The following is a 16,202-nucleotide window of genomic DNA, read 5'->3' as shown; positions in this document are numbered from 1 at the left end:
CAAATGCCATCTACGCTTTATTTTAGGAAGGTGAATCGCTGAGACGGCGGCGTGAGCGCCCGGTATCAACCTGGCACAAGGGTTGCTGTTCATTTAGCAGACGTCTTCCGGGGAGCCTCTATTACACATACCAACGGCTCTTTAACCTGTGCTAAAAACGAAAGGACGGCATGCCATGAATATATTCGATCACTATCGCCAGCGTTATGAAGCTGCCAAGGACGAAGAGTTCACACTGCAGGAATTTCTTGCTATCTGTAAACAAGATCGCAGTGCCTACGCGAATGCGGCAGAACGGCTATTGACGGCCATTGGTGAACCAGTGATGGTAGACACTGCCACAGAGCCACGGCTGTCCCGTCTCTTTTCAAACCGGGTGGTTGCCCGTTACCCGGCGTTTGAAGAGTTTTATGGCATGGAAGAGGCTATCGAGCAGATCGTGGCCTACCTGAAACACGCGGCTCAGGGACTGGAAGAGAAGAAACAAATTCTCTATCTGCTGGGGCCGGTGGGGGGCGGTAAATCATCGCTGGCCGAGCGCCTGAAAGCGTTGATGCAGCGCGTCCCTATTTACGTGCTGAGCGCCAACGGCGAACGTAGCCCGGTCAACGACCATCCGCTGTGCCTGTTCAATCCGCAGGAAGACGCCTCCATTCTGGAAAAAGAATATGGCATTCCTAACCGCTACCTCGGCACCATAATGTCGCCGTGGGCAGCCAAACGCCTGAGCGAATTCGGCGGCGACATCACTAAATTCCGCGTAGTAAAAGTCTGGCCGTCCATTCTGGCCCAGATTGCTATCGCGAAAACTGAACCCGGCGATGAGAACAACCAGGATATCTCTGCGCTGGTCGGTAAAGTGGATATCCGCAAACTGGAACACCACGCGCAAAACGATCCGGATGCTTACGGTTATTCCGGTGCGCTGTGCCGGGCCAACCAGGGCATCATGGAATTTGTCGAGATGTTTAAAGCGCCAATCAAGGTGCTTCACCCGCTGCTGACCGCCACCCAGGAAGGCAACTACAACGGCACGGAAGGTATCTCCGCCCTGCCGTTTAACGGTATTATTCTTGCGCACTCGAACGAATCCGAGTGGGTCACCTTCCGCAATAACAAAAACAACGAGGCCTTCCTTGACCGCGTGTACATCGTCAAGGTGCCTTACTGCCTGCGCATTTCCGAAGAGATCAAAATCTACGAGAAACTGCTTAACCACAGCGAACTGTCCCATGCGCCGTGCGCCCCTGGCACGCTGGAAACGCTTTCTCGCTTCTCTATCCTGTCGCGCCTGAAAGAGCCGGAAAACTCCAGCATCTACTCAAAAATGCGCGTCTATGATGGCGAAAGTCTGAAAGACACCGACCCGAAAGCCAAATCCTACCAGGAGTATCGCGACTACGCCGGGGTTGATGAAGGCATGAACGGGCTCTCAACGCGCTTCGCCTTTAAAATCCTTTCTCGCGTGTTCAACTTTGACCACGTTGAAGTCGCGGCGAACCCGGTTCACCTGTTCTACGTGCTGGAACAGCAAATCGAGCGCGAGCAGTTCCCGCAGGATCAGTCGGAAAAATACCTTGAGTACCTGAAAGGCTATCTGATCCCGAAATATGCGGAATTTATCGGCAAAGAGATCCAGACCGCCTACCTGGAATCTTACTCAGAGTACGGACAGAATATTTTTGACCGTTATGTCACCTACGCTGATTTCTGGATTCAGGATCAAGAGTACCGCGACCCGGATACCGGCCAGCTGTTTGACCGGGAATCTCTCAACGCGGAGCTGGAGAAAATTGAAAAACCGGCCGGGATCAGTAACCCGAAAGATTTCCGTAATGAAATCGTCAACTTCGTGCTGCGTGCCCGGGCCAATAATAATGGTCGTAACCCAAACTGGACCAGCTATGAGAAGCTGCGCACGGTCATCGAGAAGAAAATGTTCTCGAACACCGAAGAGCTGCTGCCCGTTATCTCGTTCAACGCCAAAACCTCCACCGACGAGCAGAAGAAACACGATGATTTTGTCGATCGGATGATGGAGAAAGGCTACACCCGCAAGCAGGTTCGCCTGCTGTGTGAATGGTATCTGCGGGTCCGTAAGTCTTCTTAAGGGAGTTTCCTGCAGGTCACGCCGGGCGGCGTGGCCTGTTTGCGCACCTGGCATAAGCAGTTGGGGGAACTATGGCCTACTTCATAGACAGGCGGCTTAACGGCAAAAACAAGAGCGCGGTCAACCGCCAGCGCTTCTTGCGCCGTTATAAGGCGCAGATTAAACAGTCGATTTCCGGGGCCATCAACAAGCGTTCGGTAACCGACGTGGACAGCGGCGAATCCGTGTCCATCCCCATTGAGGATATCAACGAACCGATGTTTCATCAGGGTCGAGGCGGCCTGCGTCACCGCGTCCATCCGGGCAACGACCACTTTGTACAAAATGACCGCATTGAGCGCCCTCAGGGCGGCGGTGCCGGTGGTGGGAGCGGCCAGGGCCAGGCGAGCCAGGACGGCGAAGGCCAGGATGAGTTCGTGTTCCAGATATCCAAAGACGAATACCTCGATTTACTGTTCGAGGATCTGGCGCTGCCGAACCTGAAGCGTAACCAGCACCGGCAGATAACCGAGTTTAAATCCCATCGCGCCGGTTTTACCTCTAACGGCGTTCCGGCCAACATCAGCGTTGTTCGTTCGCTGCAAAACTCGTTGGCACGCCGCACGGCGATGAGCGCGGGTAAACGCCGTTTGCTGCACGAGCTGGAAGAAAATCTCGACATCGTCAGCCGCAGCGAGCCCGCTCAGCTGCTGGAAGAGGAGCGTCTGCGCAAAGAGATTGCGGAGCTGCGGGAAAAAATCGCCCGCGTGCCGTTTATCGACACCTTCGATTTACGCTACAAGAATTACGAGAAACGCCCGGAACCTTCCAGCCAGGCGGTGATGTTCTGCCTGATGGACGTTTCCGGCTCCATGGACCAGGCGACGAAAGACATGGCCAAGCGCTTTTATATCCTGCTCTATCTGTTCCTGAGCCGGACCTATAAAAACGTAGAGGTGGTTTATATTCGCCACCATACTCAGGCCAAAGAGGTGGACGAACACGAGTTCTTCTACTCGCAGGAAACCGGCGGCACTATTGTCTCCAGCGCCCTGAAATTAATGGATGAGGTGGTGCAGGAACGTTACGATCCGGCGCAGTGGAACATCTACGCTGCGCAGGCCTCGGACGGTGACAACTGGGCAGACGACTCACCGCTGTGCCATGAAATTCTGGCGAAAAAACTGCTGCCTGTGGTTCGCTACTACAGCTACATCGAAATCACCCGCCGGGCGCACCAGACTTTGTGGCGCGAATACGAAAACCTGCAGGGTACCTTCGATAACTTCGCGATACAGCATATTCGGGATCAGGATGATATCTATCCGGTGTTCCGGGAGCTGTTCCAGAAGCAGACCAGTGATACCCACGGGTAACGTAAAATCAAAAAGCCGGTGCTTCACCGGCTTTTCTCTTCTCATTACCTAAGAAACCAGACGAGTAATCTGAATCAGGCTTGCGCCCACTTATTGATGAAGCTCAATGTCGTATCCCCACTGCTTCCAGTGAGCAAGCTGTTCTTGCTGCGCTTGCGACAGCGTTGTTCCCGTCCACAAAAAAATATGCTGGCCGGGGAAAAGCTCCGGGCGTAACGTTTCAACCGGTTCGGCAAGCACGTTAACATTCTTGTCCCGGCGGGATAGACGCCACGCCTCCAGCCACAAGGCTGTTCGATCGTCCGTTTGCCAGCCAATAAGCACGATCTCTTCCCCACTTTGGCTTTGCGCTTCTGCCAGGCATTGAGCGCAGTGGCGGATCAATACGCCATCGAGCAGGCTACGCATCAACGAAGCCGTAGACTCATCCTGAGCGAGTTTGTTTCTCACAGGTAACAAGAGATTGTCGATAAGCAGGTCGGCGCTGTGTTCCCGGCTCAGGGCCACAATTTTCTCGCGTAGCTTCGCAGGGTTAACCTTCCTGAGCAGAAGCATCATTTCTTCCTGCAACGTCACCCACAGCTGCTCTTCCGGCACGTGGCTACGCTCCAGCAGGGCTTTTACTTTGCCCACGGAAACGCCTTTGCTCATCCAGTACTTAATTTCTTCAATGCGCTGAACGTCTGCATCATCAAACTGCCGATGGCCGCCCTCGCTGCGCTGAGGTTTCAGCAAACCGTAGCGGCGCTGCCAGGCCCGCAGGGTGACCGGGTTGATGCCACATCGCTCTGCTACATCACCGATAGTGTAATAGGCCATAGTGTCCCTCCCCGTACACAGATCTCACGCTTCCATTAAAACACTAGTCAATCTGTTCAATGTGTACAATTTTTTTCCGGGTTGTACAAGTGAAACCTAAAAGCTTTTGGGGAAGTCACCAGGACAGAAATTACTGTTCGGCCTTACGTTCTGGCCAGGCAATCCTGAAAGAGCCTCCCACACAGGGTTTGGCGAACAGGTTGCCCTGGAAGTGCGAGATACCCGCCGCCTCCAGCCACATCCACTCTTCCGGTTGTTCAATCCCGGTGGCAGAGACCGCGATTTCAAGCGAGGCACAGCACCTGATGATCGCCAGAATAATGGCCTGCCGTGGCCCGCTTTTATGGATGTCCCGAATCAGCTCCCAATTAATCTTGAGCCTCTCCGGCTGAAACTGCGCCAGCAGCTGCAGGCCAGCAAATCCTGCGCCAAAATCATCAATCGCCAGCTTAATACCTGCCGATTTAAGCTGCCTGATAGCGTCGGTAAACGCCTCCATATGAGGAATGATCTCGCTTTCGGTGAATTCAATCACCACCTGCTCAGGGACAAGTCTGTTTGTCTCTATATCTGCCAGCAGCTGTTCTACGGTGCGAGGAATCATCACCAGCGTCATGGGCTGCAGATTGATGCAGAGCGTTTGCCGGCCAATGTTAGCAGCCTGAGCTGCGGCAAAAGCCGCCTTCGCGCGCAGGAGATCGAGTTGGTAAACATCGCCATCCAGCGCTTCAGCTGAAACAGGATCCGCGGCTAACGCCTCGATAGCCGCGACGGAACGGGCCATCGGGTCAATAATAGGCTGAAGGTTATGTGTTCACGCGGAATTTGCTTGCCGGCTGCCGGATGAGCTGGCGCATCGATGATAAATTCCCATGAATCACGCGGAGGGATCTCAAAATAGTTTTCTTTTTCCGTCGACTCGATAAAAGTACGGAAAAAACTTAAAGCGCGATCATCGTAGGCCAGCTGATAACGACTGGTGCCCTTCTCCAGCACAACCTGTAATACATCGTTTTTATCATGCTCTCTTAAATCAAAAAGCTCCATTCCCACCCGCCCGAAGCGGCGGGCCGGCGCGTAATCACAAAGCAGCTCAACAATGTTGTAATGGCGGTCATCTTTACAGATAGCGCGATAAATCTTCTGCACGCCTTCTTCCGGGCCTTCCAGCAGCTGAAAGAAATGCGTGCCGTTGAAAAGCAGTATTCCCGTCACATCCGCTTCAATATTTTTCGCGTTTGCCACAGAAACCATCTCTAGCAAAGCCTCAAAAGGGGTGCCGGTATGAATGTGGCTGCGATAGATGACAGTGGTGAGCATGGTCGTTCCCCGCGGAAGTTTAAGGCCATAACTTAACAGAACGACGCCCTGACGTCGCCATAAACTCAACAAAACCTAAACAACTGAACAACATCCAACGTTTTCGACATCGTTTCACCGCAAAGCAAATGTACAACTTATGGCATCATTAAGTTAAAAAGAGATAAATATAACCAATTGATAAATAATGATTAGCACTTTTAATCAAAAAATAGCAAGCGAAGTAATACACCTTTATGTACAGTTTTTATAGCAATTGCATAACTTAGTTAACATCTTGCAAAGTGTGAACTTACAGGAGCGACTTATGCGACAGAACACTTTTACGTCCGGCCAGAACACCGCAGAAAACGATATCGCCCGCTACTTCAGCGGTGCCGCACCGCTCTCCCAGCAGGAAACTATGGGGCAAATCGTGCTCGAAATTCTTAGCGATGGCCGCAACCTGAACCGAAAGGCGATCTGTACAAAATTGCTCTCTCGCCTGGACAGGGTTTCCGAGCCAGAAGAGGAAAAGCATTATCAGGCGCTGCTGGGCATGCTTTTCGCCCGCTAAGGTGATAGCCAAATCGGAGTGCCAGAAGATTAATGGCCTGCGCGCCCTCTCGGGAGTGAAGCCACAGAGTTGTAAATGCTGAATCCTTCCTCATTCTCAGGCTCCGGCTAATGACTTCATGCCAGCATTTATTCAAACACTGGCGGGGAAATCAGGAGTAACGACATGCAGAGAAGCGACGATGAACAATTAACGGATGAGATTATCGGTGAAGCAGCCTTATCACTGCTCAACGGCAACAGCGCGATAAACACCCGTGCCCTGGTGGCCAGGTTAGAAGCGATGCTCATGACAGAACAGGATCCACGGCGGCGTCGAGTGCTGCAAAAAATTATCGGTGAAATCGAGGGCAATATTTCCCAGGCCTCAGCGGGAAAGACAGAAAAAGAAGCGCGTTTAAAAGCGGTAGAGACTAACCAGCGTAACGCAAAAAACGTCCACTAGCGGCCCATGGCCAATAACTGAAAAACGGTGAGTGACTATGACACAGCTAATTTCCAATACCTCTGAAATACATACCGGGCATGCCAGCCAGGCATTATCCGACTACATCAGAAGCTCCGGAGACCGGCATGCCGAAGAGAACGCGGCCATTTCTCAGGCAATCACGGCCATTCTGTCTGCCAATAAATCCGTCTCCAACAAAGCCATTATTCTGTGGCTGGTTGACGCCCTGGAGACCACCGACGATGTGGTAATGTGCGATGTCTACCGCAACGCGCTGGAAATTGTTGTCGGCCACACCATGGACGATATTTAAAAAGCGTACAACGCATAAGAGGCCGGCATTGACCGGCCTTTATTTTTGTTAGCCTAAAGCGCCTTCTTCATAAAATACCGGCTGGTGCCTTCGGGCAAACAGTCAATTTTGCCAAATTCTTCCCAGCCATGCTTTCGGTAAAAGTCCGGTGCCTGAAAACTGATGGTATATAAAAAGGCCGCCACGCAGCCGCGCCTGCGTCCTTCCGCTTCAAACGTCCTCAGGATCTCGCTTCCCAGCCCGTGGGCTCTCAGCGCCGGCGGCAGGTAAAAAAGATCGATAAACAGCACGCCCAATGAAGAACGCCCCAGCATGCCACCCACGACTTTCCCGCTCTCGGGACTGCGCACCACAACCGCTAGCGGTTTACGATCGTTTAGCCCGCTCATGGCGGCGTTAAACTCGCTAAGCCCCGCTTCGATAGGCAACGAATGCTCTTCGTTGATGTGATCAGAAATTTCTAGATTGAAACCCGACATCGCGTTCTCCACTGACATTGCCCATTGTCGCCCTACCAGTTCTTGCGTTGAACCTGGTCAATAACACTGTATATATTTACAGACCACAAAAGCAAGAGTCGAAAATGATGAGAAGAGAACGCTATCAGCTTTCCGTCGCGGTCTTTGTTGTGCTGCGCCGTGACGATGAAATTTGTCTTATCCGCAGGGCCAACACCGGCTGGATGGACGGCTTCTACAGCCTGCCCGCGGGCGGACTTGAGAACGGAGAAACGCAGCTCAGCGCCGCGGCAAGAGAGGCAAATGAAGAAACGGGCGTCACCATCAATACCGAACAGTTGAAGCTCGGTCACTCGATGCACGTTAAAACCGAAGATCGCTCCTGGATGGGCCACTTCTTTCTCTGTTCTGACTGGCTGGGGCAGCCTTACGTCGCCGAACCAGATAAGCATTCTGAGTTGCTATGGGTCAATATCAGGCGGCTGCCGGAAAATACCGTGCCCTATGTTAAGCAGGCCATCAGCGCTATTATCAACGGCGAGATTTATTCCGAATACGGCTGGTAAAAAGGAGGCAGCGCAATGACACCGCAGGCAAAAGGCGAAGACATCCATCAACAACTCATCGATTTACTGGAACAACAGCAGGCTCGCTACCGCGTGGTAAACCATGTCGCGGCGGGGAAATGTGAAGAGGTCTCGGCTATCCGCGGTACCGAGCTTGGTCAGGGCGCAAAGGCGCTGGTCTGCAAAGTCAAAGGGAACGGCGTCAAGCTGCACGTGCTGGCCATTCTCGCGGCGGATAAACAAGCGGATCTGAGCCAGCTGGCGCAGCAGCTTGGCGGCCTGAAAGCGTCGCTGGCAAGTCCGGCGGAAGTGGATGAATTAACGCGATGTGTGTTTGGCGCTATTCCGCCGTTCAGCTTTCACGCGCAGCTGCGGCTGGTGGCCGATCCGTCCATTTTCGAGCGTTTTTCGGAAATTGCGTTTAATGCAGGGTTACTGGAAAAATCAGTGGTGATGGATACACAGGATTACTTGCGCATTGCGCGCCCGGAGTTGGTCAATTTTCACCGCGCTGAATAGCTACCCGAGGCGTTCGAGATAAAGGACAGACAGCACCAACCCCGAAGCGATCCCGATAAATGCGGCAGTGATGCAAATCGTATCGAATAAAGCCGGGTCGCCCATTCTTTTCTCCTGAAAGCCGTTTCCTGCTGTCACATCGCTTAATTATTGACCACAAAAATGACAGAATGATGAACGGCCACAGAATCGCTGTCGGCCATTCACCACAACAATAAAAGTTAAAAACCTCTTATTTGGCAAGGATATATCATGATTTTTGACCCCACACTTCTGATCCTCCTGGCGCTGGCTGGATTAGGTTTTGTCAGCCATAACACCACCGTCGCGGTTTCAATCCTCGTACTGATTATTGTGCGCGTAACCCCGCTGAACACCTTCTTTCCGTGGATTGAGAAACAGGGTCTGACGGTGGGGATCATTATTCTGACTATCGGCGTGATGGCCCCAATAGCCAGCGGCACCCTGCCCGCCAGCAACCTGATTCACTCTTTTACTCACTGGAAATCACTGGTGGCAATTGCCGTCGGGATAGCCGTTTCGTGGCTCGGCGGACGCGGCGTTACGCTGATGGGAAGCCAGCCTGGCCTGGTGGGCGGCCTGCTTGTCGGCACCGTCCTTGGCGTCGCCCTGTTCCGTGGCGTCCCCGTTGGGCCGCTCATTGCCGCCGGGCTGGTTTCCCTTATTGTGGGTAAGCAGTAGCGCCTGGCCGCTGCCAGCGATGAATACGCCAGGCCAGCGCGCTGCACAGCAGGTAATAGACCAGGCCGGTAAAAATAAAAATGGCCGCCGGGTAAATCTGCACCCGGCTGTTGACCTGGCCGGCCACGGTTGTCAGCTCCGGCACGTTGACGATAAACGCCAGCGACGTGTCTTTAATCAGTGAGATAAACAGCCCGGCAAACGACGGCAAAGCGTTGCGCAGCGCCTGGGGCAACAGCACCAGCCTCAGCGTTTGCCACGGCGTAAAACCATCGGCGATCGCCGCCTCACTTTGCCCCTTCGCCAGCGCATTTAGCGCCGCCAGCGTGGTGTACATCACCGCCGCAGAGGTAAACCAGGCCAGCGCCAGCGTGACGGTTAGTGGCCCCGGTAAATCACGTCCGGTAATGGCAGGCAGCAGGAAATAGAGCCAGAAGATCACAAATATCAGCGGAATGCCGCGGATAAGATCTGCCCAGAGGAAAAGCGCTCGCCGCACAATGCCGCCGTAACGCCAGGCAGCACAGGCCAGCAATAAACCGAGTCCAAGGGCAAGCACGCCAGCGCCCACGGCCATCATCAGCGTTAGCAGCACACCACCCGGTTCACCCTGAGCCATTCTCCCCCAAAGCAAATAGTCGAGGTTCTCGGTAATAACCGAAACGTTAGCGATCATGCTGAGCCTCCGGTTTTATTCCCCCTGCTTTACGTGGCCCACGTTTCCCTGGCGCAAAGAGCGTAAATAGCCCGCTCATTGCCAGCCCCAGCAGCAGATAAAGCACCGTGCCTGCGGCAAAAGCCCCCAACGCGTGGGCGTTATAACTTTCAATGCGACGCACCTGGCTGGTGAGTTCGGCAAAGCCAATCCCCGTCGCCAGCGACGAGAGTTTCATCAGATTGAGATACTGCCCGACCACCGGTTGCCAGGCATTAACCACGCCCTGGGGCAGCAGCACGGTACGAAAGAGCTGCCAGTCCGAGAAGCCCTGAGAAAGCGCGGCTTCGGTTTGCCCCTTCGGCACCGCCTGTAATCCACTGCGGATCTCCTCCACCAAAAATGCCGAGGTGAAAACCCCCAGTCCCCACGCCGCGCAGAGAAACTCCGGCGTCAGCCACCAGACGCCGCCGGGCAGCTGAGACCAGCTGTGATCGTCGTTAATAAACCCGCGCCAGCTCTGCGGCAGTGCGTTCCACGCGGCGAAATACCAGAACAACAGCTGCACCAGCAAAGGCGTATTGCGAAAAACTGAGACCCAGCTTGCGGTGATGTAACGCCCTGCCCTGCCACCAGCAAGCCGCAACCCCAACAGCAGTACGGCAAACAGCGTAGCGATAATTATCCCGGCGAGCGTCACCCACGCGGTGGTGAGTAAACCTGAAATAAGCCATGCGCGCGGGGCGCCGGTCAGCACGCCAGCCCAGTCAAAATAGCTGTTCATGGTTCAGCCCTGGCGTCGGCATGCAGCGGGTCAAGCACCTTTTGCAGAAAACGCCGCGCGCGCGGATGCTGCGGCGAGCGGAAAAACTGCTCCGGCGCGGACTGCTCGAGAATGGCGCCTCCGTCAATGAACACCACGCGGTCGGCTATTTCACGCGCAAACTGCATCTCATGCGTGACCACAATCATGGTAATGCCGCTGTGCGCGAGATCCTTCATTACCTGCAGAACTTCACCGATCATCTCCGGGTCGAGAGCCGACGTTGGTTCGTCAAACAGAATAATTTGCGGGGATGATGCCAGCGCTCTGGCAATCGCCACGCGCTGCTGCTGCCCGCCGGAAAGCTGCGCTGGATAATGCTGCGCTTTTTCGGCGAGCCCAACCCGGGCCAGCAACGCCAAAGCCTGCTGATGTGCCTCCTCACGTTTCCAGCCGTGAACGTGAGTTAGCGACAGCGTAATGTTTTGCTCAGCCGTCAGATGGGCATAAAGATTGAACTGCTGAAAAACAAAACCGATCCGGCTTCGTAGGCGGCGAAGTGTGATGCTGCTTAACCGTCGGGTTGGTTTCCCGTCAATATAGATATCGCCGTCGCTGAGGGTTTCGAGCTGGTTGATCAGCCTTATCAGCGTGGATTTCCCCGACCCGGACGGGCCGCAAATCGCCACCACTTCACCGGCCGCGATCGTCAGATCTATCTCGCACAGGACGGAAGTTTCACCATAGTTTTTACTCGCTTTGCGAAACTCAACGCTGGCGGACTGCAGATGCAAAAAATCCGCAGCCGAAGCTGCGGACAAATGAGGCGGTCTTTTAAACATATTATTTGGCTACAATTTTAAAGCTGCGCGGCTGCGGGGTTTTGCTGTCCGGGCCAAACCAGGCGTTGTAGATTTGCTCTGCCTGGCCATGTTGTTCCAGCTTCACCAGCTCGTCGTTAACCGCTTTCAAAAGGGCTGGCTCCCCTTTCTTCACGCCAACGCCAATCTCTTCCTTGCTCAGCAAGTCCGGCAGAATTTTAAACTTCGCCTTATCCGGCGCTTCGGCCAGCAGCCCGGCAAGAATAGTGCTGTCCTGAGTGATTGCCTGGACGTTACCGTTGCGCAACGCGGTAAAAGCCAGCGGGATATCATCATAAGAAAGCACTCGAATTGACGGGAAACGCTGCACCAGCGCCTGTTCTCCGGTGGTGCCTTTTACCGCACCCACGCGCCCTTTTGCGTAATCATCAAGCTTATCCGGCCCGGATGCCGGGACCAGGAACTGCTGTCCGGTCACAAAATAAGGGGTAGAGAAATCGACCACCTGGGCGCGTTCCGGCGTAATCGTGATATCCGCCACGATAAGATCGACCTTACCGGACTGCAGAAGCGGAATACGGTTCGCCGGGTTGGTGGCCACCAGCTCAAGCTTAACGCCCAGGGATTTAGCCAGTGCCTTCGCGAAATCAACGTCATAGCCCACGATATCGTGCGTTTTAGCATCTATAGAGCCAAAAGGTGGATTTGCGTCAAAAGTAGCCACTTTAACCACTCCCGCTTTTTGAATATCCGCCAACTGGTCTGCGTGAACCGCGGCGGAGGCCAGGCCGGACAGGGCCAGAACCAAAGCAGAGAGCGTTAATTTACGTTGTGTCGTAGCGTGTGAAGTTGTGTGCGTTAAAGCCTTTACCTGTGCCATTGATTTTCCTTGTTATCCCGTCTGTGAGCGAGCTATGTCTTTACGCTCGCACAAGCGTCCTCCCCTCGCCAATGCTTAATCCTGCATTGCATATGCAGAAAACATATTAGTTAAAACAGCGTTAAATCTTTTACTTATAGATTTAACAAATAATTAAGTTAAGTGATTATTTTAAAAATAAAAAATGCCCCGTTTCAGGCATAAATTTGTGACTGAGGCAGGAGTTTTCAGATTCGATGGAAAAGTTCCCCTCCCTCTCGCCGATAAGCTTTTCAAATAATAGGAGAGGCAAAATGAAATCACTGGCTCACAATTTGTTGTTATTAATTTGCTGTTCGATTTTGATGTCCGCCCTGGTTACCGCCATTTCACTCTACGGCAGCCACCGAAGTGCCCAAAGTACCGAAAGCGGCCTGCTGGCAAAGGATTTGATGTCTGACATCAAGCCCGCGCCGGTTTACCTGATTGAGCTGCGCCTGGTGCTCTCGCGCGTGGTTGAAGGCACGCTCAGCGTCGACCAGGCCGATGCGGAGATCAAACGCCTGAGCGCACAGTGGCACCAGCGTGTCGATTACTGGAAAAGTACTCTGCCGCCAGAGCTTCAGGAAAACCTGCTCGGGGAGCAGTACAAGGCGGGGATGGCGATGATTAAAGATGCCAATGACCTGGTGGAGCTTATTCGTTCGGGCGCCCCGACGCCGCTGTTTGAAAAGCTGAAAGCGGCCGATAAAGACTTCTTCGCCCATCAGAAAGGCATTGAATCCTTCGTCAAAGCTTCCGCAGAGTATGCCGACAATGCGGTAGAAAAAGCCCGGCACAGCAGCGCTAACTCGACGCAATGGCAGCTGATTGGCTCAGGCGCCGCCGTTTTACTGCTGCTGGTTGTCGGCTGGTGGGTACACCGCACCATTTTCCGTTCGCTCGGCGGAGAACCGAGCGAAGTGGCCGAAATTGCCAACGCCGTAGCCTGCGGGGATCTCACCTGCGAAGTGAAAGTCCGCGACGGCGACAGAACCAGCGTGATGGCGGCGATGGAAACCATGTGCCAGCAGTTAACCATGGTCATCCACCTGGTTCACGAGAGCAGTAATCAGATTTCCACCCGTTCCAGCGAAATTGCCAGCGGCAATATTGACCTGGCCTCCCGCACCGAAGAACAGGCCAGCGCGCTGGAGCAAACGGCCTCGTCGATGGAAGAGATGACCGCCACGGTTAAGCAAAACGCAGAAAATGCCCAGAGCGCCAGCCAGCTGGCGAATACCGCCTCAAGAAGCGCGGAACAGGGCGGCGCGGTCGTGGCACAGGTCGTGGAAACTATGGACGGCATCTCAAGCTCCGCCAACAAGATAACCGACATTATTGGCGTCATCGACAGCATCGCTTTCCAGACCAACATTCTGGCGCTAAACGCGGCGGTGGAAGCCGCCCGGGCAGGTGACCAGGGACGTGGTTTTGCAGTCGTTGCCGGGGAGGTTCGTAGCCTCGCCCAGCGCAGCGCCAGTGCGGCTAAAGAGATTAAAGAGCTGATTGAAGATTCGGTGAATCAGGTGGCCAGCGGCAGTAAGCTGGTTAACGAAGCGGGCAAAACCATCAACACCGTGGTGCAGGACGTTAAGCGCGTGGCCGCCCTGATGGTCGAAATCACTCACGCCAGCGATGAGCAAAGCAGCGGCATTGAGCAGGTCAGCACGGCCATCAGCCAGATGGATGTCACCACCCAGCAAAATGCGGCGATGGTGAACCAGGCCTCAGAAGCCGCCGAGTCGCTGCTGGCGCAGACCTACGAACTGAATACCGCCGTCTCCCAGTTTAAGCTGGCTAGTCTGTAAAATCGTCCCCGGCCAGGGTGCTCAGATAGCGCCCTGGCGTGGTACCGAGCGCCTTTTTAAACATGGTAATAAACGCCGTGGTGGAATCATAGCCCAGCAACTCCGCCACATTTTGCACGGTCATCCCGCTTATCAAATACCGTAGCGCAACGATGAGCTGCATCTGCTGCCGCCAGCGTAAAAAACTCAACCCCGTTTCTTTCACCACCAGCCGGGCAAGATTACGCTCGCTCATCGCCATGTCGTCGGCCCACTGGGCCAGCGTTTTCTTCTGTTTCAGGTTTTTCGCCATACTGTCCGTCATCGCACGTATTTTTGGGTGTGAGGAGATAGGCAACTGGAGCTGCTCAACCGGCTGATGGGGAAGTTCATCAAACAGCACCTGAACCAGCCGTTGAATGGGCGCGCAGCCAAGATGTTCATGGGCAACGTTAGACAAACGCAGAATCAGTTCCCGCACCAGCGGCGAGATCTTCAGCGCGCAACACTCCTGCGGCATGGCGATCGCATCAGGTTCAATAAACAAAAAGCAGAGCCGCGCGTCTGCCGTCACCCGGTTGCTGTGCGGCATCTGTCCCGGTACCCAGACAGCATACTGCGGCGGCACCATCCACATCGAGTTGGTCACTTCGCTGGTGATACCGCCGTGGAGCGCCAGAATCAGCTGCCCTTTTCGGTGGGTGTGAATGGGCTTTTCGTTGTAGGTTTGCGCGGCGCGAATGCGAAACGCCAGCGCGGGCGTCACGATGCTGTCCGGGTCAAAGCCTTCGAGATCCAGGTCACGTTCCATAGCATGTCCGAATTTAGCGATAATCTGTCATTTTAGCTTGATTCGTAAAAAGGCAGAAGCGTGTATCTTTGCCTTACCGTTTTTCAGGACACCCACACATGACTTCCACGACTTCAGCGAGCAAGAAGAGCCGCGCTCTGCTTCTGCTCGGCATTCTGATGATTGCCACTACCCTGCGCGTCACCTTCACCGGCGCGGCACCTCTGCTGGACATGGTGCGCGATGCGCTTGCTCTATCCACCGCGCAGATCGGGATTTTAACCACCCTGCCCCTGCTGGCCTTTGCGGTTGTTTCCCCGCTAGCCGCCGGGATCGCCCGCCGCTTTGGCACCGAGCGCAGCCTGTTTGGCGCGTTGCTGATTATTTGCGCCGGGATTGCCTTGCGTTCTGCAGGCCACGCCGCGCTGCTGTATATCGGCACGGCCATCATCGGCTGCGGGATAGCGATGGGCAACGTGCTGCTGCCCAGCCTGCTTAAGCGCGACTTCCCCGGCCAGGTTGCCAAACTCACCGGCGCTTACTCACTGACGATGGGCGTGGCCGCCGCGCTGGGCTCCGTGATGGTGGTACCAATTGCCCTGCACGGTTTTGGCTGGTCCGGCGCGATGCTGTCGCTGATGATCTTCCCGCTGCTGGCGCTGATCGTCTGGCTACCGCAGCTTGGCAGCAGCACCGTGATGAACCTTTCCGGCAACCCGGCGCTGCACAGCCGCGGCATCTGGTCTTCGCCGCTGGCCTGGCAGGTTACGCTGTATCTCGGCATTAACTCGCTTGTGTATTACGTGATTATCGGCTGGCTACCTTCCATTCTGATCAGCCACGGCTACAACGAAGCCGAAGCCGGGTCGATACACGGCATTCTGCAGCTCGCCACCGCCATTCCGGGGCTGTTTGTTGGCCTGATCCTCAGCCGCCTGAAAGACCAACGTGGGATTGCCGCTCTGATGGCGCTGCTGTGGTGTATGGCGACGCTCGGCCTGTGGCTGCTGCCGGCCTTCTCTATCTTCTGGGTGTCGCTCGGCGGATTTGGCTCTGGTGCGGCGATGATCCTCGGACTCTCGTTCATAGGTATGCGCACCGGCTCCGCGCATCAGGCAGCGGCGCTGTCCGGTATGGCGCAGTGCGTGGGCTATCTTCTGGCCGCCTTCGGCCCACCGGTGATGGGTAAAATCCATGATGTTACGGGCAGTTGGGCGATTCCTTTATTGGGTTGCGCACTACTTTCTGTCGTCATGGGCATTTTTGGGGCTTATGCTGGGCGCCAGAAAGAGATCGGCGCGGCGGAGTAAGCCGCAGCCT

18 protein-coding genes and 1 pseudogene are annotated in these 16,202 nt (G+C 54.7%); 10 read left to right on the top strand and 9 right to left on the bottom strand.

The genetic code is table 11. The features are described 5' to 3' along the window. Positions 1-175: 175 nt before the first annotated feature. Both yeaG and CNE01S_RS02095 read left to right on the top strand, forming a co-directional pair. Complete coding sequence (gene yeaG / locus CNE01S_RS02100) at positions 176-2,110, top strand: protein kinase YeaG (RefSeq protein WP_045782170.1); 1,935 nt, start codon at positions 176-178, stop codon at positions 2,108-2,110. A gap of 71 nt (positions 2,111-2,181) precedes the next feature. Next, a complete protein-coding gene (locus tag CNE01S_RS02095; protein WP_061272879.1) occupies positions 2,182-3,465 on the top strand; it encodes a YeaH/YhbH family protein in 1,284 nt (427 codons plus the stop codon). A 90-nt stretch (positions 3,466-3,555) separates the two neighbouring features. On the opposite strand, the gene CNE01S_RS02090 is transcribed toward CNE01S_RS02095, so the two are convergent. Together CNE01S_RS02090 and CNE01S_RS02085 are read right to left on the bottom strand one after the other, a co-directional pair. Further along, complete coding sequence (locus tag CNE01S_RS02090) at positions 3,556-4,284, bottom strand: MerR family transcriptional regulator (protein WP_061272876.1); 729 nt, start codon at positions 4,282-4,284, stop codon at positions 3,556-3,558. A 130-nt stretch (positions 4,285-4,414) separates the two neighbouring features. Further along, a pseudogene (locus CNE01S_RS02085) lies at positions 4,415-5,604 on the bottom strand (diguanylate phosphodiesterase). 307 nt (positions 5,605-5,911) lie between these two features. On the opposite strand from CNE01S_RS02085, the gene ycgZ reads away from it, so the two are divergent. The 3 genes from ycgZ (at position 5,912) to CNE01S_RS02070 (ending at position 6,920) form a co-directional block, all read left to right on the top strand. Beyond that, complete coding sequence (ycgZ, locus tag CNE01S_RS02080) at positions 5,912-6,160, top strand: regulatory protein YcgZ (RefSeq protein WP_061272873.1); 249 nt, start codon at positions 5,912-5,914, stop codon at positions 6,158-6,160. Between the two features lie 165 nt (positions 6,161-6,325). Beyond that, the gene (locus CNE01S_RS02075; RefSeq protein WP_061272871.1) at positions 6,326-6,604 is read left to right on the top strand and encodes a hypothetical protein; all 279 of its coding nucleotides are present in this window, start codon (positions 6,326-6,328) and stop codon (positions 6,602-6,604) included. Positions 6,605-6,653: 49 nt separating this feature from the next. Beyond that, complete coding sequence (locus CNE01S_RS02070) at positions 6,654-6,920, top strand: biofilm development regulator YmgB/AriR family protein (RefSeq protein ID WP_370527395.1); 267 nt, start codon at positions 6,654-6,656, stop codon at positions 6,918-6,920. A gap of 53 nt (positions 6,921-6,973) precedes the next feature. Here CNE01S_RS02070 and CNE01S_RS02065 read toward each other — a convergent pair whose 3' ends face one another. Next, positions 6,974-7,399 carry a GNAT family N-acetyltransferase gene (locus tag CNE01S_RS02065; RefSeq protein WP_061272868.1) on the bottom strand — a complete coding sequence of 142 codons (426 nt, stop codon included), beginning with the start codon at positions 7,397-7,399 and terminating at the stop codon, positions 6,974-6,976. Between the two features lie 104 nt (positions 7,400-7,503). Here CNE01S_RS02065 and CNE01S_RS02060 point away from each other — a divergent pair, with 104 nt between their 5' ends. Both CNE01S_RS02060 and CNE01S_RS02055 read left to right on the top strand, forming a co-directional pair. Next, positions 7,504-7,944, top strand: a complete 441-nt coding sequence (locus CNE01S_RS02060) for an NUDIX hydrolase (protein ID WP_245874266.1) — start codon at positions 7,504-7,506, stop codon at positions 7,942-7,944. 15 nt (positions 7,945-7,959) lie between these two features. Further along, positions 7,960-8,463 carry a YbaK/prolyl-tRNA synthetase associated domain-containing protein gene (locus tag CNE01S_RS02055; protein ID WP_061272863.1) on the top strand — a complete coding sequence of 168 codons (504 nt, stop codon included), beginning with the start codon at positions 7,960-7,962 and terminating at the stop codon, positions 8,461-8,463. On the opposite strand, the gene yoaI is transcribed toward CNE01S_RS02055, so the two are convergent. After that, positions 8,464-8,568, bottom strand: coding sequence for a small membrane protein YoaI (gene yoaI, locus CNE01S_RS25960; protein WP_369406056.1), 105 nt, complete (start codon positions 8,566-8,568; stop codon positions 8,464-8,466). It lies immediately after the preceding gene. A 150-nt stretch (positions 8,569-8,718) separates the two neighbouring features. Between yoaI and CNE01S_RS02050 the strand changes: the two genes are divergently transcribed. Further along, positions 8,719-9,165, top strand: coding sequence for a DUF441 domain-containing protein (locus CNE01S_RS02050; RefSeq protein ID WP_045784580.1), 447 nt, complete (start codon positions 8,719-8,721; stop codon positions 9,163-9,165). Here CNE01S_RS02050 and CNE01S_RS02045 read toward each other — a convergent pair. Genes CNE01S_RS02045 through CNE01S_RS02030 form a run of 4 tightly spaced genes read right to left on the bottom strand, consistent with a single transcriptional unit; the run spans position 9,146 to position 12,284 of the window. Next, complete coding sequence (locus CNE01S_RS02045) at positions 9,146-9,841, bottom strand: amino acid ABC transporter permease (RefSeq protein WP_061272860.1); 696 nt, start codon at positions 9,839-9,841, stop codon at positions 9,146-9,148. The genes CNE01S_RS02050 and CNE01S_RS02045 overlap by 20 nt on opposite strands. Next, complete coding sequence (locus CNE01S_RS02040; protein ID WP_061272857.1) at positions 9,831-10,604, bottom strand: amino acid ABC transporter permease; 774 nt, start codon at positions 10,602-10,604, stop codon at positions 9,831-9,833. The genes CNE01S_RS02045 and CNE01S_RS02040 overlap by 11 nt, the downstream gene beginning before the upstream one ends. After that, positions 10,601-11,425, bottom strand: a complete 825-nt coding sequence (locus CNE01S_RS02035) for an amino acid ABC transporter ATP-binding protein (RefSeq protein WP_061272854.1) — start codon at positions 11,423-11,425, stop codon at positions 10,601-10,603. Before CNE01S_RS02035 ends, CNE01S_RS02040 begins: the two co-directional genes overlap by 4 nt. A gap of 1 nt (position 11,426) precedes the next feature. Further along, a complete protein-coding gene (locus CNE01S_RS02030; protein WP_061272851.1) occupies positions 11,427-12,284 on the bottom strand; it encodes an ABC transporter substrate-binding protein in 858 nt (285 codons plus the stop codon). 293 nt (positions 12,285-12,577) lie between these two features. Between CNE01S_RS02030 and CNE01S_RS02025 the strand changes: the two genes are divergently transcribed. Continuing rightward, entirely contained in the window at positions 12,578-14,113 is a 1,536-nt protein-coding gene (locus CNE01S_RS02025; protein ID WP_061272847.1) for a methyl-accepting chemotaxis protein, read from the top strand. Here the strand turns inward: CNE01S_RS02025 and CNE01S_RS02020 are convergent. Continuing rightward, positions 14,103-14,903 carry an AraC family transcriptional regulator gene (locus CNE01S_RS02020; RefSeq protein ID WP_061272843.1) on the bottom strand — a complete coding sequence of 267 codons (801 nt, stop codon included), beginning with the start codon at positions 14,901-14,903 and terminating at the stop codon, positions 14,103-14,105. The two genes, CNE01S_RS02025 and CNE01S_RS02020, sit on opposite strands and share 11 nt — an antisense overlap. Positions 14,904-15,001: 98 nt before the next feature. Between CNE01S_RS02020 and CNE01S_RS02015 the strand changes: the two genes are divergently transcribed. Continuing rightward, a complete protein-coding gene (locus CNE01S_RS02015) occupies positions 15,002-16,192 on the top strand; it encodes a CynX/NimT family MFS transporter (protein ID WP_061272842.1) in 1,191 nt (396 codons plus the stop codon). Positions 16,193-16,202 lie beyond the last annotated feature (10 nt).

Source organism: Cedecea neteri NBRC 105707 = ATCC 33855 (assembly GCF_001571265.1).
Lineage (GTDB): Bacteria > Pseudomonadota > Gammaproteobacteria > Enterobacterales > Enterobacteriaceae > Cedecea > Cedecea neteri.
This window is presented reverse-complemented; position numbering and strand designations above follow the sequence as displayed.